Source organism: Streptomyces sp. NPDC002853 (assembly GCF_053591915.1).
Genome location: NZ_JBSFUS010000007.1, coordinates 282,245 through 307,259 on the forward strand (window position 1 = coordinate 282,245; position 25,015 = coordinate 307,259).

At 71.7% G+C, this 25,015-nt stretch carries 20 protein-coding genes and 2 tRNA genes; 13 read left to right on the forward strand and 9 right to left on the reverse strand.

Annotation, left to right across the window (positions count from 1 at the left end; all coding sequences use genetic code 11):
• Window positions 1-14: 14 nt before the first annotated feature.
• Window positions 15-191, reverse strand: coding sequence for a hypothetical protein (locus ACWD02_RS20835; protein ID WP_451212691.1), 177 nt, complete (start codon window positions 189-191; stop codon window positions 15-17).
• A gap of 238 nt (window positions 192-429) precedes the next feature.
• On the opposite strand from ACWD02_RS20835, the gene ACWD02_RS20840 reads away from it, so the two are divergent.
• From ACWD02_RS20840 to ACWD02_RS20850, 3 genes are all read left to right on the forward strand, one after another.
• Window positions 430-2,028: a GMC family oxidoreductase gene (locus ACWD02_RS20840; protein WP_451212694.1), complete on the forward strand. Its 1,599-nt coding sequence runs from the start codon at window positions 430-432 to the stop codon at window positions 2,026-2,028.
• Window positions 2,029-2,112: 84 nt separating this feature from the next.
• A complete protein-coding gene (locus tag ACWD02_RS20845) occupies window positions 2,113-3,132 on the forward strand; it encodes a LacI family DNA-binding transcriptional regulator (RefSeq protein WP_451212697.1) in 1,020 nt (339 codons plus the stop codon).
• Window positions 3,133-3,265: 133 nt separating this feature from the next.
• Window positions 3,266-3,514, forward strand: a complete 249-nt coding sequence (locus ACWD02_RS20850) for a chaplin (RefSeq protein ID WP_451212700.1) — start codon at window positions 3,266-3,268, stop codon at window positions 3,512-3,514.
• Window positions 3,515-3,622: 108 nt separating this feature from the next.
• Here ACWD02_RS20850 and ACWD02_RS20855 read toward each other — a convergent pair whose 3' ends face one another.
• Window positions 3,623-4,849 (reverse strand): glycoside hydrolase family 64 protein, encoded by a 1,227-nt coding sequence (locus ACWD02_RS20855; RefSeq protein WP_451212702.1) that lies wholly within the window; start codon window positions 4,847-4,849, stop codon window positions 3,623-3,625.
• A gap of 232 nt (window positions 4,850-5,081) precedes the next feature.
• Between ACWD02_RS20855 and ACWD02_RS20860 the strand changes: the two genes are divergently transcribed.
• Both ACWD02_RS20860 and ACWD02_RS20865 read left to right on the forward strand, forming a co-directional pair.
• A complete protein-coding gene (locus ACWD02_RS20860; RefSeq protein ID WP_451212705.1) occupies window positions 5,082-5,876 on the forward strand; it encodes a VOC family protein in 795 nt (264 codons plus the stop codon).
• Between the two features lie 165 nt (window positions 5,877-6,041).
• Window positions 6,042-6,281, forward strand: a complete 240-nt coding sequence (locus ACWD02_RS20865; protein WP_451212708.1) for a WhiB family transcriptional regulator — start codon at window positions 6,042-6,044, stop codon at window positions 6,279-6,281.
• A 5-nt stretch (window positions 6,282-6,286) separates the two neighbouring features.
• On the opposite strand, the gene ACWD02_RS20870 is transcribed toward ACWD02_RS20865, so the two are convergent.
• Window positions 6,287-8,761: a hypothetical protein gene (locus tag ACWD02_RS20870; protein ID WP_451212710.1), complete on the reverse strand. Its 2,475-nt coding sequence runs from the start codon at window positions 8,759-8,761 to the stop codon at window positions 6,287-6,289.
• A gap of 129 nt (window positions 8,762-8,890) precedes the next feature.
• Here ACWD02_RS20870 and ACWD02_RS20875 point away from each other — a divergent pair.
• The 5 genes from ACWD02_RS20875 (at window position 8,891) to ACWD02_RS20895 (ending at window position 15,212) form a co-directional block, all read left to right on the forward strand.
• Window positions 8,891-8,962: transfer RNA gene (locus ACWD02_RS20875), tRNA-Ala, on the forward strand.
• Window positions 8,963-8,992: 30 nt separating this feature from the next.
• The gene (locus tag ACWD02_RS20880; RefSeq protein ID WP_451212713.1) at window positions 8,993-10,465 is read left to right on the forward strand and encodes an SDR family NAD(P)-dependent oxidoreductase; all 1,473 of its coding nucleotides are present in this window, start codon (window positions 8,993-8,995) and stop codon (window positions 10,463-10,465) included.
• Window positions 10,462-11,655: a ribonuclease inhibitor gene (locus ACWD02_RS20885; RefSeq protein WP_451212716.1), complete on the forward strand. Its 1,194-nt coding sequence runs from the start codon at window positions 10,462-10,464 to the stop codon at window positions 11,653-11,655. Before ACWD02_RS20880 ends, ACWD02_RS20885 begins: the two co-directional genes overlap by 4 nt.
• 78 nt (window positions 11,656-11,733) lie before the next feature.
• Window positions 11,734-11,806: transfer RNA gene (locus ACWD02_RS20890), tRNA-Trp, on the forward strand.
• A 52-nt stretch (window positions 11,807-11,858) separates the two neighbouring features.
• Window positions 11,859-15,212 carry a hypothetical protein gene (locus ACWD02_RS20895; RefSeq protein ID WP_451212719.1) on the forward strand — a complete coding sequence of 1,118 codons (3,354 nt, stop codon included), beginning with the start codon at window positions 11,859-11,861 and terminating at the stop codon, window positions 15,210-15,212.
• Between the two features lie 66 nt (window positions 15,213-15,278).
• Here ACWD02_RS20895 and ACWD02_RS20900 read toward each other — a convergent pair whose 3' ends face one another.
• The 4 genes from ACWD02_RS20900 to ACWD02_RS20915 form a co-directional block, all read right to left on the reverse strand.
• The gene (locus ACWD02_RS20900) at window positions 15,279-16,250 is read right to left on the reverse strand and encodes an acyl-ACP desaturase (RefSeq protein WP_451212722.1); all 972 of its coding nucleotides are present in this window, start codon (window positions 16,248-16,250) and stop codon (window positions 15,279-15,281) included.
• Between the two features lie 181 nt (window positions 16,251-16,431).
• Window positions 16,432-17,208, reverse strand: a complete 777-nt coding sequence (gene ddaH, locus ACWD02_RS20905; RefSeq protein ID WP_451212725.1) for a dimethylargininase — start codon at window positions 17,206-17,208, stop codon at window positions 16,432-16,434.
• Between the two features lie 77 nt (window positions 17,209-17,285).
• Entirely contained in the window at window positions 17,286-19,586 is a 2,301-nt protein-coding gene (locus ACWD02_RS20910; protein WP_451212728.1) for an ATP-binding cassette domain-containing protein, read from the reverse strand.
• A gap of 10 nt (window positions 19,587-19,596) precedes the next feature.
• Window positions 19,597-21,228: an ABC-F family ATP-binding cassette domain-containing protein gene (locus ACWD02_RS20915; RefSeq protein ID WP_451212731.1), complete on the reverse strand. Its 1,632-nt coding sequence runs from the start codon at window positions 21,226-21,228 to the stop codon at window positions 19,597-19,599.
• A 292-nt stretch (window positions 21,229-21,520) separates the two neighbouring features.
• Here ACWD02_RS20915 and ACWD02_RS20920 point away from each other — a divergent pair, with 292 nt between their 5' ends.
• Window positions 21,521-22,240 carry a GOLPH3/VPS74 family protein gene (locus ACWD02_RS20920; protein WP_451212734.1) on the forward strand — a complete coding sequence of 240 codons (720 nt, stop codon included), beginning with the start codon at window positions 21,521-21,523 and terminating at the stop codon, window positions 22,238-22,240.
• Between the two features lie 21 nt (window positions 22,241-22,261).
• Here the strand turns inward: ACWD02_RS20920 and ACWD02_RS20925 are convergent, their stop codons facing one another.
• Window positions 22,262-22,678 (reverse strand): SsgA family sporulation/cell division regulator, encoded by a 417-nt coding sequence (locus ACWD02_RS20925; RefSeq protein ID WP_451212737.1) that lies wholly within the window; start codon window positions 22,676-22,678, stop codon window positions 22,262-22,264.
• A 171-nt stretch (window positions 22,679-22,849) separates the two neighbouring features.
• On the opposite strand from ACWD02_RS20925, the gene ACWD02_RS20930 reads away from it, so the two are divergent.
• The gene (locus tag ACWD02_RS20930) at window positions 22,850-23,971 is read left to right on the forward strand and encodes a WD40/YVTN/BNR-like repeat-containing protein (RefSeq protein ID WP_451212740.1); all 1,122 of its coding nucleotides are present in this window, start codon (window positions 22,850-22,852) and stop codon (window positions 23,969-23,971) included.
• Here the strand turns inward: ACWD02_RS20930 and ACWD02_RS20935 are convergent.
• Entirely contained in the window at window positions 23,968-24,264 is a 297-nt protein-coding gene (locus ACWD02_RS20935) for a YciI family protein (protein ID WP_363207602.1), read from the reverse strand. The genes ACWD02_RS20930 and ACWD02_RS20935 overlap by 4 nt on opposite strands.
• A 156-nt stretch (window positions 24,265-24,420) precedes the next feature.
• On the opposite strand from ACWD02_RS20935, the gene ACWD02_RS20940 reads away from it, so the two are divergent.
• Window positions 24,421-24,984, forward strand: a complete 564-nt coding sequence (locus ACWD02_RS20940) for a hypothetical protein (RefSeq protein ID WP_451212743.1) — start codon at window positions 24,421-24,423, stop codon at window positions 24,982-24,984.
• Window positions 24,985-25,015: the final 31 nt, after the last annotated feature.

The window sequence follows — 25,015 nt, forward strand, 5'->3', positions numbered from 1 at the left end:
CCGCAGTGGCCGCGTCACACGCCGAGCGTGCCGATGTCGAGCACGGCCCACGCGGTGTACGGCTCGTCCTGTACGTAGATCCGCGGGCCACGGCTGACGGTCCCGCGGCATCCGAGCGGGTCTCCGCCGGGCCCGACGAGCCGTCCGGAGGTGTACGGCCGGACCTCGTCTTGCCGGAGCTCGGCGTGCACGAGCCGGTCACGCTCTTCGCCGTACCCGCCGAAGGAGGGAGAAGGCCCGCCGGGTGCTGTGCTCGGCGTCGTCCTTTCTGTTCGTCATGTGGAGATCGTGTGGGACAGGCCGATCCTCGCGCCATCCCTTTACCCAGAGGTCCACGATGGGTGTACTCCTTGTACGCGTCATCCATGCGCAGCACCCGTACGTCCCCTGTGCGCACCCCTCCGTGAACTGCCATTCAAGGGAGTCGAGTTGAGCAAGGACAGCGTGTACGACTACGTCATCGTCGGTGCCGGTTCCGCGGGATGTGTTCTCGCCGCACGGCTCTCCGAGGACCCCAAGGTGCGGGTGGCGCTCGTCGAGTCGGGGCCACGTGACCGCAAGCCCGAGATCCGTGTCCCGGCGGCCTTCCCGAAGCTGTTCAAGACGTCCTACGACTGGGACTACTCCACCGTGAAGCAGTCCGCGCTCGACGGCCGCGAACTGTACTGGCCGCGCGGCCACACGCTGGGCGGCTCGTCCTCGATGAACGCCATGATGTGGGTGCGCGGCCACCGCGACGACTATGACGCCTGGGGCGAGGCCGCGGGGCCCGAGTGGTCCTACGACGCGTTGGAGCCGTACTTCCGGCGCGCGGAGCGGTGGGCGGGCGGGGCGTGCGGCTCCGGCGCCCGCAGTGTGTACGGCAGTGACGGGCCGCTCTGGATCTCGCCGCCCCGCGCCCTCAACCCGACCACCGGCGCGTTCCTCGACGCCTGCCGCGACGCGGGCCTGCGCGAGCTGACGGAGCTGAACGAGCCGGACCACAGCGGCTTCGCGCTCACCCCGGTCAACCAGCGCCGCGGGCGACGGTGGAGCGCCGCCGACGGCTACCTGAAACCGGCCAGGCGGCGCCGGAACCTGGACGTCCTGACCGAAGCGCGGGTCCGCAGGCTGGAGTTCGACGGGACGCGCGTGGCCGGGGTCATCGCCGACGGTGTCCCCGGCAAGCTGATCGCCCGCCGCGAGGTGCTCCTCAGCGCGGGCGCGATCGGCTCCCCGCAGCTTCTCCAGGCGTCCGGCGTCGGCGACCCGGACGACCTCGCGAAGGCGGGCATCGAACCACGCATCGCGTCCCGTGGCGTGGGCCGCAACCTCCAGGACCATCTCGCCTACGCGGTCACCATGCGCTGCCCGGAGCCCGTCACGCTGACCGGCGCGGACTCCCTCGCCAACGTCGGACGCTTCCTGCTCGGCGGGCGTGGCCCGCTCACGTCGAACGTCGGCGAGGCCGTCGCCTTCATCAAGACGCGGCCGGAACTGGCGGCCCCCGACATCGAGTTGGTCTATGCCCCCGTCCCCTTCGTCCACCACGGCCTGACCCCGCCCACCGAACACGGCATCACGATCGGCGTGGTGCTCCTCCAGCCGGAGAGCGAGGGCCGGATCACGCCGAGGGGGCCGGGCGTGGGCGCCGCGCCGCTCATAGACCCCGGATATCTGACGGCCGAGGCCGACATCCGCACGCTCGTCGCCGGGGTGCGCCGCGCCGAGGAACTGCTCGCGGGGCCCGCCCTCGGCCCGTACACATCGGGGCCGCTGGCGCCGCATCCGGGCACGGTCGACGACGCGACGCTCGCCCGGACGATCCGCGGGGCGTCCGAGACCCTCTACCACCCGGTCGGCACCTGCCGGATGGGCCTCGACGACGCCTCCGTGACCGATCCGGCGCTGCGGGTGCGGGGCACATTGGCGCTGCGGGTCGTGGACGCCTCGGTGATGCCGCGGATCACGCGCGGCCACACGCACGCCCCCACGGTGGCGCTCGCGGAGAAGGCGGCCGAGCTGATCAGGGCGGACGCGCGCGCGTGACGAGGGCGGGGGGACATCCCCCCGCCCCGCCCACCGGTCGTATCCTGACCGGCGCACCAGCCAGCCGCCCCCGAGGAGCCCCACGTGACCGAGCCGCCGAGCGCCGCCCCGCGCCCCACCCTGGAGGCCGTGGCCGCCCGAGCCGGGGTCTCGCGGGCCACGGTGTCCCGTGTCGTCAACGGCGACACGGGCGTACGTGAGGTGCTGGCCGAGAGGGTCAGGCTGGCGGTCGACGAGCTCGGCTACGTCCCGAACCGCGCCGCCCGCAGTCTGGTGACCCGTCGGCATGACGCGGTCGCCGTGGTGATCGCCGAACCGGAGACCCGGGTCTTCGCCGACCCCTTCTTCGCGCTTCAACTGCGGGGCATCAGCAAGGAGCTGACGTCGCGGGACGTCCAGCTGGTGCTGCTGCTCACGGAGGGGCGGGACGATCACGAGCGGGTCGGCCGCTATCTGGCCGGTGGCCATGTGGACGGCGCCCTCGTCTTCTCCCTGCACCTGGACGACCCGCTGCCCGGCATCATCCAGGGCGCGGGGGTGCCGACGGTCTTCGGCGGCCGTCCCGGGTGGCCGGACGGCACGGTGACGACTCCGTACGTCGACTGCGACAACCGCGGCGGGGCCAGGGACGCGGTCCGTCACCTCCGCTCGCTGGGCCGCACGCGCATCGCGCACATCACCGGTGCGCTCGACCAGACGTCGGCCGTGGACCGCCTCGACGGCTTCCGCGACGTGCTTCCGGAGGCGGGGGAGAGGTTCGTCGCGCACGGCGACTTCACCCCGGCGGGCGGCGAGCGGGCGATGCGCGAGCTCTTGGACCGCGTACCCGACCTGGACGCGGTCTTCGCCGCCAACGACCTGACGGCGTCGGGTGCGCTCCGGGTGCTCCGGGAGCGGGGCAAGCGGGTGCCGGAGGACGTCGCGGTGGTGGGCTTCGACGACATGCTCGCGGTGGCCGAACAGGTGGACCCACCGCTGACGACGGTGCGCCAGGACATCGAGGAGATGGGCCGTCTCATGGCCCGCATGCTGCTGTCACGCGATGCCCTCCCCCCGGAGAGCGTGGTCCTGCCGACCAAGCTGGTGCGACGGACGTCGGCGTAGGCGCGGGGGCCCGGCACCCTCTCCGTCCCACGAACGGGTGCCCTCGTTCCCCCGCACGGTCCACCCGCGTTTTTGTCGCGTCGTGGCCGGGTGAGGCTCGCTTCAGCACTTCCACTCATCCGGAGGTAACACCATGCGCAAGTGCGCGATCCTGGCAGCAGCGGCCTTCGCCGCGGTCACCGTCATCGGCGGGGCCGGTTCCGCCGCCGCCGACCCCGGCCCGGGCTCCGGCGCCTACGCCGAGGGCACGGCCAAGAACTCGCCGGGCGTCCTCAGCGGCAACGTCGTCCAGGTTCCCGTTGACATTCCGATCAACGCCTGCGGCAACTCGCTGAACGTCGTCGGTCTCCTCAACCCGGCCGCCGGCAACCACTGCAAGTAGGTCTCCGGGCCGGCGGGCGATCCCTGCCGGACGGCACGCCGCCCCGTCGCGACCAGTGCGCGACGGGGCGGAGCACGTGTGGGGGTGGGCCCGCGAGAGCCGCTGGTGTCAGGAACCGACGCTCACCGTGAAGCGGCGCGGGTTGCCGTCGTGCGCCGCCCCGGAGACATCGGGCTCGCCGTCCGGCCGGACGTCGTCGTACGGGAACGCGTAGCCGATCGGTGAGTTCGCGTGCACCACACGGGCCCAGTGGTTGGTCACGTCACCCTTGTAGTAGTCCCCGGCGCCGGCCCCGTTCGGCTGCTGCGCGTGCGACAGCATGATGCTGCGGTTGAAGCCCGCCGCGAGCCGCGCGAGGAGGCCCTTCTTGTCGTCGGAGTCCCCGGGGTTGTTGGTGAAGGGCCCGTGGTTGCAGGTGAAGATGTCCTTCGACGTCGGCTTCGGGAAGGTGTGCCCGCCGTTGAACGTCAGCGTGTCGCCGCTCACGCGGCCCGTGAACACGCCCCGGCCGCCCTGGAGGTCGATCTTCAGGTCGGTGCCGCGGTACTTCTCCCACGCCTGGTCGATGTAGCTGTTCCACACGTCCCGGAACGGCATCTCGTTCGGGCGGTCGAAGTACGGGGCCATCAGGTTCTGCGGCGAGATGACCCGGAGTACCTTGTCGCCGTCGCCACGGATCACCAGATCACCCCAGGGCTGCCCGTCCTTCTCGCCCTGGGCCACGAGGTCGGCGGCTATCTTGTCGACGGCGCCGTCCGGCAGCGGGGCCACCGTGTGCGTGCCGTCGCCCTCCAGGGTCAGCCCGATGGGCAGGGCGGTGACGAGGTCCACGTAGCTGATGTTGGCGTACAGCTGCGAGCTGTTGAAGGTGAACTCGCAGAACGACCAGGTGCGCCCGTAGTTGGCGTCCTCCTTGGTCGCGAAGGCCGGCTCGACCAGCGAAGGGCCCGGGTTCAGGAAGAAGTCCAGCTTGTCGTCCCGCACGAAGTAGACGCGCGCGCCGTACATCTGAGGCAGCGTCAGGACCTTCGGGGCTGAGCCCGCGGCGCCGAGCGGGATCGCGCAGTCTACGGGCAGCGGGGTCTGCGGGGCCGACGGGGAGTCGGGCCGGTAGACGCCCCCGTCCGGCTTCAGCAGGACCCAGCGGTCGGTTCCCTGCTCGTGTCCGGTGACGTAGGCGCGGACCTCGCCGGGCAACGACTTGTTCTGCAGGGCGAGTTCACAGGTCGCGGGGGCTGCCTTGGCGCCGGGGCTGAGGGCGCTTCCCCAGACGGGGTAGGTGAGGGCTCCGGCGGCACCGGCGGCAGTGGACAGGAACACTCGACGCGAAATCACGGAAGGTCTCCCGGGATGTGTGGGGGGGATGTCGTGCGGCCGTGCGGCCGTGTGGGGGGTGGTGGCCGTGTGGTGCGACCACTGTCGCGTCGGCCAATTCGGTCGTCAAGAGTTGTGACTGAGAGCGCTCTCAGAATCTTGTTTCTTTCACAAGGTGGCAGCAAGCGCGCACTGTCAGTGCCGGGTGTCAGACTCGGAAGGACGGCAGAGAGATGCGACAAAGGAGTCGATCATGCTCAATACCCGTTATGTCGTGGGCGCTCCCACGTGGGTGGACCTCGGCACCCCGGATCTTGAAGGCGCCCATGCCTTCTACCGCGCACTGTTCGGCTGGGAGTTCCTGTCCGGCGGTGCGGAATTCGGTGGATATGGCATGTATCAGGCGGACGGGAAGACCGTGGCGGGCGCCATGACCGTCCCCGCGGACCAGGCGCCTCCGGCCTGGACGATCTACTTCAGGACGACGGACGCCGACGCGACGGTGAAGGCGGTCGAGCAGGCAGGCGGCAGCGTGGTGTACGAGGCGATGGACGTAGGCGACCTGGGTCGCATGGCCGTCCTGAGCGATCCCCAGGGCGTCGGCTTCGCGGTGTGGCAGCCGGGCACGAACAAGGGCCTCGACCTGGTCGACGCCCCGAACAGCATGTCCTGGACCGAGCTCTACACCCCGGACATCGCGGCGGCCCAGGAGTTCTACGCCTCCGTGTTCGGCTGGGGCGCCACCACCCAGGGCATCGAGGGCGGTTCGTACACGATGGTGCACCCCGCGGGCGGCACGGCGGACGACATGTTCGCCGGCCTGTGGCCGCTGTCCGACGCCCCGGACGAAGCCGAGGCCGGGGCGTACTGGACTCCGTACTTCCAGGTGACCGACATCGACGCGGTGCTCGCCCAGGTCGAGCCTGCCGGGGGCACGGTGCGGACGGCGCGCATGGACCTCGCGGGCGTCGGCAGCTTCGCCAAGCTTGCCGATCCCTCGGGGGCGCGGTTCGCGCTGATGCAGCCGGAGGCGCCGGGCGCGGGCTGAGAGGAGCGGTTGCTGCTTGCGGCTGACGGCTTGCGGCTTTGCGGCGGCGTGCGCGTTTTCGCCACGTTCCACGTGGGCAAGCAGAAGGCGCCCGAAATCGGTGCACGTCGCCGCGTTGATCGTTCGTTGATCTCCTGTTTCGCGCGCCCTGCCAGCATCGGCGGCATGCAGATCGAGATGACAGCCGAGCCGGAACTCGCCTGGCAGGAGCAGGCCCTGTGCGCCCAGACCGGATCCGAGTTCTTCTTCCCCGAACCGGGCAGCTCGGTGCGCGAGGCCAAGTACATCTGCCGGCTCTGCGAGATGCGCCCCGCGTGCCTCGAATACGCCTTGGCCCATGACGAGCGGTTCGGCGTCTGGGGCGGCCTCTCGGAGAAGGAGCGGCTCAGCCTCAGACGCACCTGACCCCCTCACGTGCCGTAGGTGACCGTGAACCTCCTCGTGCCCGCCGGAATGTGTACGTTGTCCCCCGTCACCGTCAGGTCGCGGCCGTCCGCCGTGACCGCCCGCACCGGGCCGAACCGGCACGGATAGACGTAGCGCACCCGCTTCGGGGCCCGCGTGATGTCCACGGTCACCTTCCGCCCGCCCGCGTCGTGGGCGAGCCGGTAGCCGAATGGCGCGCCGAACAGGTTCGGGGCGTCGTCGACGGCCACCGTGGCGCCGTCCGGCACCCAGTGGGGGCGTATGCCCGGAGCGATGTAGAGGTGCGGGTCGCGGTCCTCGTCGGCCTCGAAGAAGAGGATGTCGCGGATCAGGAGCAGATACTCCGCCGCCGCCCAGCCGTGCGGGATGTCCCCCATGTACCAGTGCCGGTCGGGGACTTCGCGGTAGTCGGAGGCGATGGGGAAGGCGTGCTGCTCGTTCCACGCGCCGAGCGCCACCGCCCGCTCCTCGGCCCGCGGCAGCGACGCGCCGACGATCCAGCCGAGCAGCGCGTCCATTCGCTCGGTGTCCCCGGCGAGCAGATAGGCGTGCGCCAACTGGGTCGTGAGGTAGGGGCCGTAGGTGTTCCAGGCCGCTTCGTGGCGGTAGCCGCCGGTCACGAAGTGCGCGTACATCGTGTCGAGCGTCCAGCGGGCCGCCCGGTCGATGTCCTCGCCCAGCTTGCTGCCCATGTGCAGCCGCAGCGGGTGGAAGAACGCCGCCGTGCCGATCATCGTCGAGTCGAGCCGCCCGACGTCGGCCGGCCCGGTCGGGATGTACGTCTCCCAGGCACCTTGCTTGCGCTGCTCATCGAGGACCCAGCGGATCGAGGCGGCCGTCGCTCGCTTCAAGTCGTCGAAGGCTCCCCAGAGTTCGGCCACGTCGGGGGAGCCGAGCCGCTCCGCCAGCCGCGCGGCCTCGTAGAGCCCTGCCAGGCCCCACAGGTCGTCCCAGTAGTGCGGCTTGTGGCGCTCGCCGAGGTGTTCGGCGCTCCAGCCGCTGTGCAACAGGCCGTTCTGGTCGCGGTTGTCCCGCAGCCACCGGGCGCCGTCGATGACGTACGGCGTGTAGAGCTTGGCGCCGAACGCGGTGGCTCGGCCATGGGTCCGGTCGAAGCGGCCGATCGCCCACAGCGCCTGGCCGTTGCTGTCCCACTCGCGGTCGTCCTTCTCGTGCGGCCCGCCGTAGAAGCCGTACTCCGCGCACGGCCCGATGCGGCCCGAGCCGCGGTTGAACTTGAGCGGGTAGTGCGTGCCCAACTGGCGCTCGGCGAGCGCCGTGTCGCCGACCAGTGAACACGCCGTGGCCTCGACGGAGGAGTCACGGATCCAGAAGGAGTCGTACACCGTCGGCCCCGGGTGGATCTCGCCGTGGTCGGAGAGGATCAGGAGCTGCGAGCGGCACTGGCGGAACTGGTCGGCCAAGTGGGCCACGGGCTGCGGCAGTTGCGGCTGCACGCCGTGCGCGATCAGTTGGCCCGTCCAGAACACTCGGTTGGCCTCCTCCAGGTCCGCGGCGGGCGTGGCCTTGATCTCCGCCAGGTCGGCGGGCCCGCTGTAGAGGTCGACAGGAAGCCGCACATCGAGCTCGAACAGCTCGTCGTCGGTGATGCGGTAGGGCCAGGCGAAGGCCGCGCTGCACAGGCCGGCGATCTGGTCCTGCGCCTGCAGGGCACCGTTCAGCTTGCCGCCGGTGACGAGGTCGTGGAACGGGTTGCGGGTCAGATAGGAGCCCGGGTCGTACGTGAAGTCCGGATTGCCGTACACGCCGTACTGCTCGGGGGCTGTGTCGAACACCGGGCCCCAGCCCGAGTTCGTCTCCACCCGCCCCTCGTCGGGCAGGTGGCGCAGAAACGTCAGGCGCCGGTCGGTGATCTGGCGGCCGTTGCGGTCGTGCCGCTGGAAACCGCTCGGCCCCGCGGGCATGACGGCCGCGCACAGCCAGCCCTCGCGCGGCTGCCCGGTGGCGCTGCCCACGGTCAGCCGGGTCACGACGAGGTCCCGCTGCCGGGGGCCGATCGCCGTGCCGAAGGTGCGCTGCACGAATTCGGTGCCGTCCGCGGTGCGGAACGTCGTCAGGACCACCGGCAGATGGGGCGCCTCCATGCGCTGGCCGACGGCCCCGGCGTCCGTCAGCTGCGGCAGCCGGACGGCGCCGGTCGACGGTGAGTAGAGGAAGAAGGACAGGCAGTACTTGTCGTAGACCGGTTCGATCTCGCCCGCCTGCCCGATCAGGGACTCCTGCCGGTGGTCCTTGACGCCCACCATGTGCCAGTAGCGGTACAGGGCGTTGGAGGCGAAGGCGGCCTCCTTGGATTCGTACGTTCCCGGGTCGAAGTCGTCGCTCCAGCGCCGGAAGGCCGCCTGGGCCCACCACGGAACGGGGTAGGGCACCTGAGCCCGTCCCGCCCAGCCGCGCCACATGACCTCGTAGAACATCCATTCATGGGTCTGTGCCATGGGTTCCACCCCCGTGCCCACCGTTGCACCGGGGCGGGCGGTCGTAAATCGGTTCGGCACAGGGGTCTTGTGCGGTTACGATCCGGGGGCGCGGGCGGACCGGAACACTCCTGGTCCGCGTGTGTGCGGGGTCCTGTAGAGCAGAGGCAGACTCACCGCCATGGCATGGCGGATACGCCGGTTCGAATCCGGTCGGGACCACGAGCGGACGGTACGGGCGGGGCGGGACGGATGAGTGAGAGCGGTGACACCGGCGAGGTGATCAGCGAGGCCGATCTCGCGGTCTTCCACGACGTGATCGGCAGGCTCCGCGCACTGCCGGTCGACGACCCCGCCCGGCTGCGCGCCGAGCAGGTCGCCGCGTCCTTCGCCCGCGACGGACGGCTGCGCAGGCGCAAGGCGCGCGGAGCCGAACTCTCCGCCGCCGACGCGGCCGTGATGGCCGCCACGGCCACCGGGGCGGACGACCGCCGTGAGGACGCGCCGCTGGTCGCCGATGGTGCTGCGGGGGCTGCGGGGGCTGCGGGTGTCGCGGGTGTCGCGAGCACTGGGGTCCCTGCGGGTGTCGCGGGAGTCTTCCGGCGACCCAGGCCCTGCTATGTCTGCAAGGCGTCGTATCGACAGGTCGACTCCTTCTACCATCGGCTCTGCCCCGAGTGTGCCGCCGACAACCGGGCCCGGCGCGGTCTCGCCACCGATCTGAGCGGGCGCCGTGCGCTGCTCACCGGAGGCCGCGTGAAGATCGGCTTCCAACTGGCCCTGATGATGCTGCGCGACGGCGTGGAACTCCTGGTCACCAGCCGCTTCCCGCACGACACACGGCGGCGCTTCGCTGCCGTGCCGGGCAGCGAGAAGTGGCTCGACCGGCTCACCGTGCTCGCCGTCGACCTGCGTGACCCGCGCCAAGTCCTGGGCCTGTGCGAGGAGTTGCGGCAGGAGGGCGAACCGCTGGACATCCTGGTCAACAACGCCGCGCAGACGGTGCGCAGACCACCTGAGTCGTACGCGGCGCTCACGGCGGGGGAAGCGGCGCGACTGCCCGCCGGGGCCCGTGGCGCGCCCGGATTCCGCCCGATGGCGGCACTGGAGGGCTCCGCCGCGACGCGGGGCGCGCTCGCTCTCGTCCTGAGCGAGGCCGACGCCCCGGGTGACGGGGGCCCGCAGAGCGCGTCCGCTGCCCTGCGCGCGGCCGACGAGGCGGGCCTGCTGCCCGATCCCTCGCCGGAGAACTCCTGGTCGGCCCGGCTCGGCGACCTCGACCCGGCCGAGGTCCTCGAGACGCAGCTGGTCAACGCGTTCGCCCCGGCCCTGCTCTGTGACCGGTTGCTGCCGCTGCTGCTCGCCTCGCCGCGCCCCCGCACGTACATCGTCAACGTCACCGCGGTCGAGGGGCGCTTCGCGGTGCGCAACAAGACGGCCGGGCATCCGCACACCAACATGGCCAAGGCCGCCCTGAACATGCTCACGCGCACGAGCGCCGCCGAACTCGCCGACCAGGGCGTGCACATGTGCGCCATCGACACCGGCTGGATCACCGACGAGAACCCCGCGCCGAAGAAGGACCGCATCGCCGAAGCGGGCTTCCGCACGCCCCTCGACGTGGTCGACGGCGCGGCCCGGATCTACGACCCGATCGTGCGCGGCGAGGCGGGCGTGCCGGTCTCGGGAGTCTTCCTCAAGGACTACAGGGAGGCCGAGTGGTGAACGACCCCTTCGAGGCGCGGCGGTTCGCGGTTGTGCCCGGCGTCGATCCGCGCCCCACCTCCGAACTGGCCCCACTCCTGGCCTGGTTGCGAGACGGGAAGGCGGCGAGTGCGCGTCTCGACTTCGCAGCCGGGACGGTGCTCCCGGACGGGCGGCTCGACCTGTGCAAGCAAGCGATCGGAGCGAAAGGCGCCGCACTGATCGCCGGGGCGCTACGGGCCGATCGAGGCGAGCAGGGGCCCGCCGTGAGGCACTTGCTGCTCGGCACGGACGGCCTGGGCGATGAGGGAGCGGCCGTCGCGGCGGCGGCCGCGACCGGCGAGGCGGGCCCCACCGGCGTCGAGACGCTCTACCTGGGCTGCAACGGCATCACCGCCGGCGGCGCCTGCCGCATCGCGGACCAGCTGCGAGCCTCGCCGCAGGTCGTGACCGGTCTCTGGCTCAAACGCAATCCGCTGGGCCCGGGTGCGGGAGCCGCCGCCACCGAACTGATCGAGTCCGTACGCACGTTGCGCACCCTCGACCTCGTCCAGACCGGCCTGGACGCGGCCGGCACGGCGGCCGTCGCCGACGCCCTGCTCGCGGCGTCCGGTGCCGGGCGAGGCGTCGAGCGGGTCTTCCTGGGCGGCAACCCGCTCGGACCGTCGGGCGCGGCCCCGCTGGCCGAGCTGATCGCGCGGGGCGGTGTGCGCGAACTGTACGTATCGGCCGCGGGGTTGGGCGACGAGGGGGCGTTGCTGATCGCGGAGGCGCTGGAGCGCGCGGCGCCGGGCGGGCTCGATCGCCTGGCTCTGGCCAGCAACGGCATCGGGCCGCGGGGCGCCGCCCGGCTTGTCGCGGCCTCCGTGACCGCCGGGGTGCGGCTGCTCGACCTCGGCCGGGTGCGCGCCGCGGGGACGCTCGGCGCGGCGGACAACCACGTCGACGACACGGCGGCCGGAGCCATCGCGGAAAGCCTCGCCGCGGTCGAACACCGCCTGGTGCACCTGGTGCTCAGCCACACCGGCCTGCGCAGTCGCCAGGCCCACCGTCTGCTCGACACCGCCGCACACGCGCGCACACCCACCCGCTTCGTCCTCGGCCAGGGCATCGCGGCGAGCATCAAACGCCGTCTCGCCGCCTTCAGCGCACACATTCCGGCACCGGCGACCCCACGGGATGTGGCGGCGGTACGCAGCGTGCACCGTTGAGCTCGTGAGGCGAATCCCCTCTCACCGCCCCGAATCGCGAGCCCTCGGCCCGCCCTGGGGATACGATTCACCGCAAGGCGGGGCGTAGCGCAGGGGCTGTCGCGCCGGTCTCCAAAACCGGAACACGCTGGTTCGATTCCAGCCGTCCCGCCCCCTTCGCAATTCGCTGTCCGCGGGCCGGTCCCGCCGGGCAGAATCCGCGCATGGCTCCGCACGAGAAGACCGCCGCCCAATACCTGCTCTCCGACCTCGACCCCCTGCCCCATCCGCGACGGGTACGGGAGATCGCCGAGACTGCCCGGGACCTCGCGGGGCGCGGGGCGCTGCGGCCGGTCGTCGAGGAGCTCGAGCGCGGCGGCCCGTACGAGCGGGGAGTGGCCGTCCTGCTGGCCTGTGCGGGTGGGGACGCCGAGTGGACCGGGGCGCGGATCGCCGACCCCGACCCCTTCGTGCGGGGGCACGCGCTGCGGGTCGCGGAGAGCCACGGGGTGCCGGACGCCGCCTTCGAGGCCGCGCTCGACGACGCTCCCGAGGTGGTGCGGCGGCAGTTGCTGCGGGCGATCGTCGCCGGGCGGCGCAGCACGCTCGCCGATCGCGTCATCGACCCGCTGCGCGGGCAATGGGGTGACGCCGAGGCGGCCAGGCTGCTCCCCGGCTGCTCGGGCCCCGTGGTCGAGCGGCTGCTGCCCGGGCTCTTCCATGCCGTACGGGGTTGGCGCCCGCTGGCCGCACGGCACGCGGGAGCCCTGCTCGACGTCGCCGGACGTGAGCTCGACGACCTGCCCGAAGCGCTGCGGGACACGTGGTGGCAGCGGTACGCGGCGGGGGTCGCGGCCGTCACGGAGGCGGAGCCGACCCGGGTGCTCGACCTGCTCGAACGGTTCGCGCCCAGCGCGTTTCCGACTCAACTCCGACGGCGCCTCGGTGTGTTGGCCGACGCCGCGCCGGGTCGTGTCCTCACGATCCTCGCCGGTCCCTGGGGATGGCCCCTGCGACGCAGTGGTGCGCTCACCTCCTCCGTGCTGCGCAAGCTCGCCCGCTCCGGCGCTCCCGAACTGCGCGCGTACGCCCGCACCGTCGCCGACGACTCCGCCGACCTCGCCCGGCTGATGCTCGCCCACCGGCCGGCCGAACGGGCCGCGGTCCACGCGCGCGCCGTCGAGGGGCGTGGCGCGGGGTTCCGCATCGTCGACGGGGTCATCCTCGGCGCGCTGCCCCGCAACGCCGTGGCCGAAGAGGCGCGACGGATGGCCGGACGGGCCGAGCGGAACGGCGGACACTGGAGCGCGATACTGCTCGCCGAGTCCTTCCTGCCCTGTGCGGAGGTGCGCGACCGGCTCGTGGCGGCGACCCGGCGGCCCGCGGCCGACGACCGCGCGCAAGCCTGGCCGCTGCTCGTCCGCAACGCCGCCCGCTCCGGTGAAGTTGCCCAAGTCACAGCCGTACTCGGCGAGATGACCCGGCTCGCGAACGAACAGGATCCTGTTCGGGCCGCTGCCCTGACCGCGCTCGCCGAGACCCGCCCCGCCCTCTTCGGGGCCGACGCCGAACCGTTCCTCGACCGGATCTCCGCAGACGCCGTCGCGGCCCGCGACTCCTCGCACGCCACCCGCGGCAGCCTCAGCCGCCTGGCCGTCGCCGTCCTGCGCGAGCACGCTGCGGGCGGGCAGCGGGAGTTGGTGAACTGGGCGCTGCGCACGCTCGTCCGCATCTCCGGCAACACCGGCGGCGCCGACCTCGGGCGCCTGGACCACACCCTGCGCCGTGGCCAGGAGCACGACGTGTTCGAGGCGCTGCGCCCCTGGATCGAGGCGGGCGCGGAGAAGGCCGACTACAGCCTCACCTTCGCGTTGGCCCGCGCGGTCGGCCGCCGTGCCGCCGGAATGAGGGAGTTGCAGGAACTCCTCTGGCAGGCCATCAGGTTCGGCAGCAACGCGACGGTGTCGAGAGCGGTCGACCTGTGGTTGCAGCCACCCGCGACCCGCGACGAACGCGTCGCCCGCGTACTGGCACACGAGCAGTCGACCGGCGTGCTCACCCCGGTCCACACCGTGCTGTGCTCGCGCCGCACGGACCTGCTCGACCCGCTTCTTTCCACCACGCCGCCCTACGGACGGTTCCTGACCAAGGGTGCGACCTGGACCGTGCCCGCCGACGCCCGCGAGGTCCGCCATTGGCTGCCGCGTCAACAGGCAGCACTGGCGCGGCAGTTGGAGCAGGCGGCCGACGACGCGGGGCTCCCGGCGTGGGACCGCGCCGAGGCGATCGCACGCGGTGCGTGCATCCCCGGCGCGGGCGACGAGCTCGTACACCGCTGGACCGGATCGTCCGACACCGTGCTCGCCGAGGCGGCCATCGGCGCCCTCGCCCACACCTCGCGGCCCGGGGACACACTGCCCGCCCTGCTCGCGCACGCGGGTGGCGAGCGGGCGCGGGTCGCCGTGTACGCGGCGACGCGGGCGTCCCGGCACGTCGCGCCGTCCCGGCTCGCGGAGATGCTGCGCGACGTCCTGTGCGGGCCCGGCAAGAAGGTCACGAGCCGCAAGGAGGCCGCGCGTCTCGCCGCCGTGCGGCTGCCCGCGCCTCGGGCGGCTGCGCTGCTCGGCGACGCCTATGAGGCACCGGACGCCCACCGTGACGTGCGCGCGGCGTGTGTCGCCTTCGCGGGCGGGCTGCTCGGCGAGGAGCGGGTGTGGGAGCTGCTGAGGGACGCGGCCGGGGGAGAGGCAGTGCTGCGGACGGCGGTGCTGCGGGTCCGGCCGCTCGACCTGGCGCGGGAACACCGGGAGCGGTACGCGCATCTTGTGCGCGACGCGGTCGGCGCCGATGACGACGACGTGGCGGGCCAGGCGCTCGCCGCCCTGGCGCGGTGGGCCCCGTGGTCGCCGGATGCGGCCCCGGTCCTCGCGCACGCGGTCGCGGACCTCGACCGGCGGGCCACGTGGCAGGTGGCCGCGCGGGGGCTCGTGACGGCGGCGGCGACCGCGCCCCGGGGCGGCGAGGCGCTGTGCGGCGCCCTCGCCGCCTTGGCAGGGGTCGATGCGCCCGATTCGCCGGACCGGGATCTGCCCGCGCGGCGGCGGATCGAGTATGTGGCCCGGACGCTGGCGGACGAGGGCGAGGTGTACCGGACGGCTGCCCTGCGGGCGGCCGGGCTGCTCGCCGGGTACGGGGATTTCGTGCCGCAGGCCGCTGAGGTGCTGGCCGGCGCCGTGGCGCTGGACGGCGAGCCCGCGCAAGCGGCGGCCGCGTTGGCGCGACTGGCCAGGCTGCACGAGGGGCGGCCCGCGCTGGCCGTGCGGACGGCGTCGACGCTGGGCGCGCGGCTCTCCGGCACGGAGTTTGCGGGCGGGGTGGCTCCGCTCCTCGCGGTGGCCGGCGGCCTGGCCGGGGACGGCAGCTTTGCGTCCGGCCTCTTCGCCGTGGCGGTGGTGGAGTCCTGCGGGGAGCGGGACGGCTGGGCGGCCCCGTGGCGGGACCTGCTGGGGTCCCTGCGGGGGCACGGAGTCCCGGACGTGCGGGACGCCGCGCTGTCGGTGTGCACGTCGTACGAGTGACCGCGGGGCGATCAGAGGGGTGGGCGGGCAAGAACCCGCCCACCCGGCAGCCCGCGGGCCAAGGGCCTACTTGCCCCGAGCCGCCATCCGCGCCTTGCGGGCGGCGAGCTTCTCGTCGAACTTGGCGGCCTCGGTGTCCAGGCCGTTCATGTACAGGCCGAGCTCTTCCTGCGCCTTGAGACCCTCGGGGCCGAGCCCGCCGATCTCCATGACCTTCAGGAAGCGGAGGACGGGCTGGATCACGTCGTCGTGGTGGATGCGCATGTTGTAGATCTCGCCGATCGCCATCTGGGCGGCGGCGCGCTCGAAGCCGGGCATGCCGTGGCCGGGCATCCGGAAGTTGACGACGACGTCACGCACGGACTGCATGGTCAGGTCCGGGGCGAGCTCGAAGGCCGCGCCCAGGAGGTTGCGGTAGAAGACCATGTGCAGGTTCTCGTCGGTGGCGATGCGCGCCAGCATGCGGTCGCAGACCGGGTCGCCAGACTGGTGGCCCGTGTTGCGGTGCGAGACGCGGGTCGCGAGCTCCTGGAAGGCCACGTACGCCACCGAGTGGAGCATCGAGTGGCGGTTGTCGGACTCGAAGCCCTCGGCCATGTGCGCCATGCGGAACTGCTCGAGCTTGTCCGGGTCCACGGCGCGCGAGGCCAGGAGGTAGTCGCGCATCACGATGCCGTGGCGGCCCTCCTCCGCGGTCCAGCGGTGCACCCAGGTGCCCCAGGCGCCGTCACGGCCGAAGAGGGAGGCGATCTCGTGGTGGTAGCTGGGGAGGTTGTCCTCGGTCAGCAGGTTGACGACGAGGGCGATCTTGCCGATGTCGGTCACCTTGGACTGCTCGGGCTCCCAGGCCTCGCCGTCCTCGAAGTAACCGGGGAAGTTCCGGGCGTCGGAGAACGGGACGTACTCGTGCGGCATCCAGTCCTTCGCCACCTTCAGGTGGCGGTTCAGCTCCTGCTCGACCACTTCTTCCAGGGCGAACAGCAACCGGGCATCGGTCCAGTCGTCGGTGCTGCCGAGATGAGGAGAGGTGATCGTCACGGGGGCTCCAGGGGGACGGGAGTTTTTTTACGGATTACGTGCGTAGGGGTTACGCGGTAGCCCGAGCGGGTGCTACCTACCTACGGTCTCGTAGGTTACGTTGCCGTAGGTTAAGCCCTCCGTAAAGTGGCCGAGACAGGGGGCCCATGACCCCCTCGTGTCCCGCCCGCCCCAGGACTGGTCAGGCGTACAGCTCCCTGAGCCGGACTGAGAGGCATGTCACACAGCCTTCAAGCTTCTCGAACTCGCTGATATCCACCACGACGGGTTCGAAACCGAGGTCCGCGAGCAGTTCCGCGCTCTTGGGCGCACTCGCCGCAAGGAGCAGTTTCGCGCCACCGAGAAGCACCACGTGAGCCCCGGATTCCTCGGGCACGGGCAGGAAGCGCGGGAAGAGCGAGGGCGAGTCCACGAAAGGCGGGTGGCCGATGACCGTGCCGTCCGGCAGCGCCGTCACCGCCGACTTCAGATGCAGGACCTTGCTGACGGGTACGGCCACGACCCGCGCCCCCAACGGTTCGAAGACCGCCCGGAGCTGCCGCACGCCGGCGGCGTTCGTGCGCCCGCCGCGCCCCACGTAGATGGTGTCGTCGACCTTGAGGATGTCGCCGCCGTCCAGCGTGCCCGGCTCCCACACCCAGTTCACGGAGGCGCCGAGGCGGGCCACGGCCTCCTCCACGGCGGCCGTCTCCGCCCGCCGCGACTCGGCGCCGGGGCGGGCGATCAGTGCCACGTTGCGGAAGACGACGACGGTGTCCTCGACGAAGACCGAGTCCGGGCAGTCGTCGGCCGGCTCCACCTCGACCGTCTCCCAGCCGTGCGCCCGCAGCGCGTCGGCGTACGCCTCCCACTGCCGGAGGGCGAGACCCGCGTCGACCGGGGTCCGCTCGACATGGGTGACCAGGCCTTCGGCGAGGCGCGGTCCTGGCCGGCGGATCAGCGCTTTCCTGCTGGGCACGGGATGTTCTCCGTAGGGATGGAGCGGCGGGGGGGCGCCCCCGTCCGGCGGACGCCGGCCCGGGGACCTGCCGCACATCATGCAGCGTGCGAGGGGTCCAGGCCCAGGTCTCGGCGCAGATGATCGGCGGTGAACGAGCCTTCCGCCTCGACCAGCTGTCCCGGCGTTCCCTCGAACACGATCCGGCCCCCGTGCTTGCCGCCGTCGGGGCCGAGGTCGATCACCCAGTCCGCGTGCTTGACGACCTCCAGGTTGTGCTCGACGACGAGCACGGTGTTCCCCGCGTCCACGAGCCGGTCCAGAAGGGCGAGCAGGCCGTCCACGTCCGCCATGTGCAGGCCGGTCGTCGGCTCGTCGAGGACGTACGTCGTGCCGGTGCGGTGCAGCTGTGTGGCGAGCTTGATGCGCTGCCGCTCACCGCCCGACAGGGTGCTCAGCGGCTGCCCGAGCGTCAGATAGGTGAGCCCCACGTCGTGCAGGGCCCGCAGCCGGCGGCTCACGGCTGTGGCGTCGGCGGCATCGACCGCGGCGAGGAACTCCAGGGCGCGCTCGGCCGTCATGTCGAGGACGTCGGCGATGGAGCTGCCGCCGACGGTCAGCCGCAGCACCTCCTCCTTGAAGCGGCGCCCCTCGCACGCCTCACAGGTCGTCGTCACCGGATCCATGAAGGCCAGGTCGCTGTAGATGATCCCGCGCCCCTGGCAACTCCCGCACGCTCCCGCCGAGTTGAAGCTGAACAGCCCCGCCTCCCGGCCGGTCTCGCGCGCGAACAGCTTGCGCAGCGAGTCCATGATCCCGAGGTACGTCGCCGGGGTCGACCGGCCCGAGATGCCGATGCCCGACTGGTCGACGACCACGGCGTCCGGGTGCTCGGCGACGAACGCCCGCGACACCAGCGTGCTCTTGCCCGACCCTGCGACGCCCGTCACCGCCGTGAGCACCCCCGTCGGCACGCGCACGCTGACGTCCTTGAGGTTGTGCAGGTCGGCGCCCTTGACCCACCGTCCGCCGATCGCCTCGCGCGGGCTCTCCTTGACGCCCGTCGAGCGGCGCAGGTGCCGGCCCGTGAGTGTGTCGGCGCGGCGCAGCTCCTGCGGTGTCCCCTCGAAGACGACCAGACCGCCGCCCGTGCCCGCCGCGGGACCCATGTCGACGACGTGGTCCGCGACGGCGATCACGTCCGGGTCGTGCTCGACGACCAGGACCGTGTTCCCCTTGTCGCGCAGGCGCAGCAGCAGATCGTTCAGCCGCCCCACGTCACGCGGGTGCAGGCCGACGCTGGGCTCGTCGAAGATGTACGTCATGCCGGTCAGGCTGGAGCCGAGGTGCCGCACGGTCTTCAGGCGTTGCCCCTCACCGCCGGAGAGCGTGGACGTCTCGCGGCCGAGGCTGAGGTAGCCGAGGCCGATCGCCTCGATCCGTTCGAGCGCCGCCACGGCCGCCGACGCGACGGGCCCCGCCACCGGGTCGTCGATGCGGGCGAGCGCCGGGATGAGATCGGTGACCTCCATGCGCGAGCAGTCGGCGATGCTCATGCCGTCGATACGGGTGGCGAGCGCCGCCGCGTTGAGCCGTGCCCCCTCGCAGAGGTCGCACTCGCCCTCGACCAGAAAGCGCTGCACGAGGTCGCGGGTCTTCTGCGAGAGCGTCGACAGGTCGCGGTTGAGGTAGAGCCGCTCGAAGCGGTCCGCGAGCCCTTCGTAGTCGATGTCCCGCGCGCCGCCGGTGTTGTCGACGTTGACCTTGCCGCTCTGCTTGCCGCCGCGCATCAGGAACTCCCGCTCCCGCGCGCTGAACCGTCCCACCGGCTTGTGGGTGTCCAGGTCGGGGGTGTTGGTGTACGTCTGGCCCTGCCAGGTCCCGGCGGCGAACGGCGGGAAGAGGATCGCGCCGTCCGCCAGGGACCTGGCAGGGTCCAGGATGCGGTCGTAGTCGGGCCGCACGGTCTTGCCCAGGCCGTGGCACCGGGTGCACATGCCGGAGGGGTCGTTGAACGAGTACGCGGTGGCCGGACCCGCACTCGGTGTGCCGTGCCGCGAGAACAGCACGCGCATCACCGAGTAGATGTCCGTCATGGTGCCCACGGTGGAGCGCGAGTGACCGCCGATCGGCCGCTGGTCGACGACGATCGCGGGCGAGAGCTCCTCGATGGTCTCCGCGTGCGGCCGCTCGTACTTCGGCAGCCGGTTACGGACGAACCACGTGAACGTCTCGTTCAGCTGGCGCTGCGACTCGACCGCGATCGTGTCGAACACGACCGACGACTTCCCTGAACCCGATACGCCGGTGAACACCGTGAGCCGGTCCTTCGGAATACGCAGGTTCACCTCCTTGAGGTTGTTCTCACGGGCCCCTGTGATGGTGATGAATTGGTGCATACACGCGAAGCTAGCCGGGATACCCGACAGCTTCTGTCGTGATTTCCTTCATTTCTCCGTCGAGAAGCAGCCACCGCGTGATGCCGATCGACTCCAGGAACGGCACGTCGTGACTGGCCACGATCAGCGCCCCCTCGTACGACTCCAGAGCCGTGGCCAGCTGTTTCACGCTCGCCATGTCCAGGTTGTTCGTCGGCTCGTCCAGCATCAGGAGCTGCGGCGCGGGCTCCGCGAGCAGCAGCGCGGCCAGCGCCGCACGGAACCGCTCGCCGCCCGACAGGGTCGCCGCCCGCTGATCGGCCCGCGCGCCCTTGAACAGGAAGCGGGCCAGGCGGGCCCGGATCCTGTTGTTGGTGGCTCCGGGGGCGTACCGTGCCACGTTCTCGGCGACGGTCAGCGCCTCGTCGAGGACATCGAGGCGCTGGGGCAGAAAACGCAGCGGGACGTGCGCGAGCGCCTCTCCTTCCACGGCTGCCAGCTCTCCGGCGATGGTCCGCAGGAGCGTGGTCTTGCCCGCGCCGTTGCGCCCGACCAGCGCGATCCGCTCGGGGCCGCGCAGCTCGAACTCGCCCTGCACGCGGGCTCCGTAGCGCAGGGTCAGCTCGCGCAGCGTGAGCACCGTGCGGCCCGGCGGGACCGCGGTGAACGGCAGGTCGACGCGGATCTCGTCGTCGTCGCGCACCGCGTCGACGGCGTCGTCCAGGCGCTCCTTCGCCTCGGTGAGCTTCTCCTCGTGCATGATGCGGTGCTTGCCCGCGGACACCTGGGCCTGCCGTTTGCGCTCGCTCATGACGACCTTGGGCTCGCGCTTGGTGTCCCACATCTTCTGGCCGTACCGCTTGCGGCGGGCCAACTTGACGTGTGCGTCGGCCAGTTCACGCTTCTGCTTCTTCAGGTCGGACTCGGCGACACGGACCATGCGCTCCGCCGCCTCCTGTTCCGCGGCCAGCGCTTCCTCGTACGCGGAGAAGTTGCCTCCGTACCACTTGAGTTCTCCGTCCCGCAGATCGGCGATCTGGTCGACCAGATCGAGGAGTTCACGGTCGTGGCTGACCACGACCAGGACCCCGGACCAGGCCTCGACGGCCGCGTACAGGCGCCGACGGGCATACAGGTCAAGGTTGTTGGTGGGTTCGTCGAGCAGGAGCACGTCAGGCCGGCGAAGGAGCAGTGCGGCCAGGCGCAGCAGCACGGACTCGCCGCCGGACACCTCGCCGGTGGTGCGGTCCAGACCGATGTGGCCGAGACCGAGCTGATCGAGGGCCGCGATGGCGCGCTCCTCCACGTCCCAGTCGTCACCGACTTCCGTGAAACGCTCCTCGGCCACGTCGCCCGCCTCAATGGCGTGCAGGGCGGCGCGAGTCGACGCGATGCCGAGCACCTCCTCGACGCGCAGAGCGGTGTCGAGGGTGACGTTCTGCGGCAGGTACCCGATCTCGCCGGCGACACGGACGGTGCCGTCGGTCGGCGTGAGTTCACCGGCGACGAGCTTCAACAGGGTCGATTTTCCTGACCCGTTGACGCCGATGAGGCCGGTCCTGCCGGTGCCGAACGCCGCCTGGAAACCGTCGAAGACGCCGGTGCCGTCCGGCCAGGTGAAGTCGAGCGACGTGCACGTGATGGAGGTGGGGTGGGTAGACATGTGGTCCTCGCGGTTGCGTGAGATGAAGCGCGGTCAGGGGCAACGCGTTTCGGGACACCGCGAGGTGCGACAGGAGGACGGGAGGAGCGTCGTCGGAAGGCGGGAAGGAGGGCAGAAAAAAGGGCCCTGCGCCCGGGGACGGCTCGTACGCCGAGGTCGCACGCTACGCACACGGCCGAGCCGTGTGACGCGGTGACACCAGACCTCAGACGAGCAACGTCCTACTCCTATCGGCGACAACAGAACCGCTATACACCGTAGGGTGCAGCCCTGGGGCTGTCAACGATTTATCGTGAGCGCGGACAAGAGCGCGTACGAGGAGGCCCTCATGCCCTATGGCTCGCTCTCACTTCCGACCCGGATCTTCCTGCTGGCCTGGGACACCGGTCGCAACAGGATCACCGGCGCCCCCGACCTGCAGTACGCGGTACGGGCCTGCGCGCTCGCGGAGCTGGCCCAGCGAGGACTCGTCTCGGACGTGAACGGCATCGTCACGCCGGTCTTCGGCGCCCGCACCGGGGACCCGGGGCTCGACGCCGTCCTCGAACTCATCGAGGAGTCCCGGCCCCGCAAATGGCGCGGCTGGATCACCCACAAGTCGCGGTACACGATGGACAGGGTGCGCGATCAGCTGGTGGCGGAGGGCTATCTGCGGACGGAGCGCGTTCGGGTCTTCGGGATCTTCCCCTCCCGGCGTCACGAACTGGAGCGCGCCGGATACGTGGAGGTTCTGCACGCCGAGGCGCTCGCGGTCCTGCGCGGCCCGGTGCCGGTCTCCGAGGTCCCGGCGGGCGACGCGGCCCTGGTGGTCTGCGCGGCGACGGGCAAACTGCGCGGCCTCATCTCAGGCAAGGAACGCAGGCAGTACAAGGACCGGCTCGACGCGCTCACCGACCGTGGCGGGGCCCCTGCCCCAGAGCTTCCGGAGCTGATGCGCGGGCTGCGCAAGGCCCTGGCGTCGGCGGTGTCGGCCGCGGAGGCGGCCAGGTCGGGCGGCAGCGGGGGTGGCTGAGGGGCGGTCCGCGGTGGGGTGCTAGCAGGCGTCCCGCATCAGGTCGGCGAGGTCCCGGTCCAGGTCGATGTACAGATGCTCGTCGCCCATGGGCACCAGGGAGAGCGAGCGCTGCAGGAAGCCGCGCAGCTCGCCGGTGCGGATGTGGACGATCGCCGTGCCCTCGGGGGCGTGGAACTCCACGACCGTGCGGTCGAAGCCGTAGGGCCGCACGCGGACGTCTCCGTCGCCCACCGCCTGCTCCAGGCCCTGGGCGAGCAGCTCACGGGCGAAGGTCCAGTAGACCTCGATGCCCTCCAGGGTCGCCGGGGCGGGGAAGCTCATCCGGACGGCGAACGGATCGCTCGGGTCGTAGTGCAGCGTCGCGGGGATGGTCGACATCCGCGGTGCGGCGGCGACGAGGCGGGCCTCTACGGCTTGTTCGATGCTGGTGGACAACGCCTGCTCCCTCAACTACAGCTGGACGACTCGGGTCGGCACTTTCATAGACGTCGGAATGACGGAATCCGTGCACGCGAACACGGAGTGACCTCGGTCACCGCGTGCTCTTCACTCTCTTCACGGAATCCCCGGAAGGAATCCTGCGTTCCGGTGGTAACTTCGCCCGCCATGAAGTCCTTGGGGAAGACGAGATGGGTGCGGTCCATGGGCCGCGCGGTGTCGGTGGGACTGTGCGGGGCGGCGCTCGCCGCGACGGCGCTGGCCGCGCCGGGCACGGCCCAGGCGGCGGCCGGGAGCCAGGCACAGCGGGGCGGCGGCTGGGACCTCAAGGACAGCGGCACCGACGCGCGCTTCCGCGGTCTCGCCGCCGTCAGCAGGCACACCGCCTGGGTGGCCGGCTCCAAGGGCACCGTGCTGCGCACGTCGGACGGCGGCGCGAACTGGCGAAACGTCTCTCCGCCCGGAGCCGAGGGGCTGGAGTTCCGGGACGTCGAAGCCTTCGACGGCCGCCGCGCGGTGGTGCTCGCCATCGGCGAGGGCGAGGCCTCACGGGTCTTTCGCACGTCGGACGGCGGAGCTACCTGGACGGAGAGCTTCCGCAACACCGACCCGAAAGCCTTCTACGACTGCATGACGTTCTTCGACCGGCACCACGGCCTGGCGATGAGTGATCCGGTGGACGGCAAGTACCGCATCCTGTCCACCGCCGACGGCGGCCGCTCCTGGAAGGTCCTGCCCAGCGACGGCATGCCCGCCGCCCAGGAGGGCGAGGCGGGCTTCGCGGCGAGCGGCCAGTGCCTGGTGAGCTCCGGTTCCCGCGACGTGTGGCTCGCCACCGGGGGAGCGGCACGCGCGCGTGTCCTGCACTCCGGCGACCGGGGTCGCACCTGGACGGCCACGGACACGCCGATCCCGGCGGGCGACCCGGCCCGCGGTGTCTTCGGCCTCGCCTTCCGCGACCGTACGCACGGCATCGCGGTCGGCGGCGACTACAACGCGGGCCGACCCTCTCCCAGGGCCGCGGCCACCACCCGCGACGGCGGCCGCACCTGGACCACGGCCACCGAGCCTCCGCCCGCCTACCGCTCCGGCGTGGCCTGGCTGCCCGGGAGCCGTCGGGACGCGCTCGCGGTCGGGCCGACCGGCACGGACGTCACGTCGGACGGCGGGCGCAGCTGGCGGACCGTCGACCCCGGGTCCTACGACACCGTCGACTGCACGCGGGACCGCGCCTGCTGGGCGTCCGGCGAGAAGGGCCGGATCGCGCGCTGGGAACGGTCAGGGTCCTAGGGAAGCTGCTGGCGGTAGGGGGCGAGTGCCGGGGCCGTCTTCGTGGCGATGAACTCGGTGATGCGGTACTCGCAGACCTCCGCGAGCACGAACGGGTCGCCCGCCGCGATCTCCTCGATCGCGGCACGGTCGTCGGCCACGGCCAGGATCACGCCGCCGTCGCGCGGATTCTTGCGCCCCGAGGCGATGAAGACGCCCTGCTCGTAGAGCTGGTCGAGCCAGGCGACGTGGGCCTCGAGCTCCTTGTCGACGGCGGACACGGGCGCGGTGTAGGTCAACTCGAGAACGAACATGATCGCGAGGCTACCGCCGCGCGCCGCCATCCGTGGTGGCGGCCCGGGGCGGTCGCGGCCCCTCGCCCGACCGACTCTTATGCTGACGGCTCCACCTGCCGCTCCATGGGGCCACTCTGCGCCGCGCGGCTGCCCCATTTCTGCCGGGAGTTCACTTTGCTGTACAGAAAGACCACTTCGCGGGTTGTCGCGACGGTGGCGGTGCTCGCCCTCGCGCTGACCGCCTGTGGCGGCGACGGCGGCAAGAAGGACGCATCGGACAGGAAGCGGGTCGCGCGCGCCACCGGTGAGAGCGCCACCGGCGAGGCCAAGGAGGGCGACGTCTTCGTCACCTACGACCTCACCGCGCAGAAGGTCGAACTGGGCACGGAGGCCGAGACCGCGAAGATGGTCTCGGCGCCCAAGCTGGCAAAGGGCCTGGTCCCGGCCATCGCCCACGTGAAGTACACGCACAGGTCGGGACCGACCCTCACGGAGCGCCCGCGCGCCAGCCAGCCCACCACGATCTATGCGGACGGCAGGCGCGGCACCCTGATCGTCGGCGCCGCCGACAACGCGCCGGGCTGCGAGTCCCCCTCGTCCATCAAGGGCTGGAAGCGGGGCGAGACCCACGTCATGTGCGAGACCTATCTGGTCCCCAAGGACGCGAAGGACCTGGAGGTCCACTGGTCCGAGCAGAACGGCCGGACGTTCATCTGGAAGTTCCCGGCGGCCGAGTGAGCCGAGGGAGCCGGGAGGCCGCCTAGGCTTG

What these genes read in the sequence shown, in the direction of transcription:
- ACWD02_RS20850 (WP_451212700.1), top strand. Translation starts at nt 3,266, where the DNA reads ATGCGCAAGTGCGCGATCCTGGCAGCAGCGGCCTTCGCCGCGGTCACC.
- ACWD02_RS20860 (WP_451212705.1), top strand. Translation starts at nt 5,082, where the DNA reads ATGCTCAATACCCGTTATGTCGTGGGCGCTCCCACGTGGGTGGACCTC.
- ACWD02_RS20865 (WP_451212708.1), top strand. Translation starts at nt 6,042, where the DNA reads ATGCAGATCGAGATGACAGCCGAGCCGGAACTCGCCTGGCAGGAGCAG.
- ACWD02_RS20870 (WP_451212710.1), bottom strand. Translation starts at nt 8,761, where the DNA reads ATGGCACAGACCCATGAATGGATGTTCTACGAGGTCATGTGGCGCGGC.
- ACWD02_RS20880 (WP_451212713.1), top strand. Translation starts at nt 8,993, where the DNA reads ATGAGTGAGAGCGGTGACACCGGCGAGGTGATCAGCGAGGCCGATCTC.
- ACWD02_RS20895 (WP_451212719.1), top strand. Translation starts at nt 11,859, where the DNA reads ATGGCTCCGCACGAGAAGACCGCCGCCCAATACCTGCTCTCCGACCTC.
- ACWD02_RS20910 (WP_451212728.1), bottom strand. Translation starts at nt 19,586, where the DNA reads ATGCACCAATTCATCACCATCACAGGGGCCCGTGAGAACAACCTCAAG.
- ACWD02_RS20915 (WP_451212731.1), bottom strand. Translation starts at nt 21,228, where the DNA reads ATGTCTACCCACCCCACCTCCATCACGTGCACGTCGCTCGACTTCACC.
- ACWD02_RS20930 (WP_451212740.1), top strand. Translation starts at nt 22,850, where the DNA reads ATGAAGTCCTTGGGGAAGACGAGATGGGTGCGGTCCATGGGCCGCGCG.
- ACWD02_RS20935 (WP_363207602.1), bottom strand. Translation starts at nt 24,264, where the DNA reads ATGTTCGTTCTCGAGTTGACCTACACCGCGCCCGTGTCCGCCGTCGAC.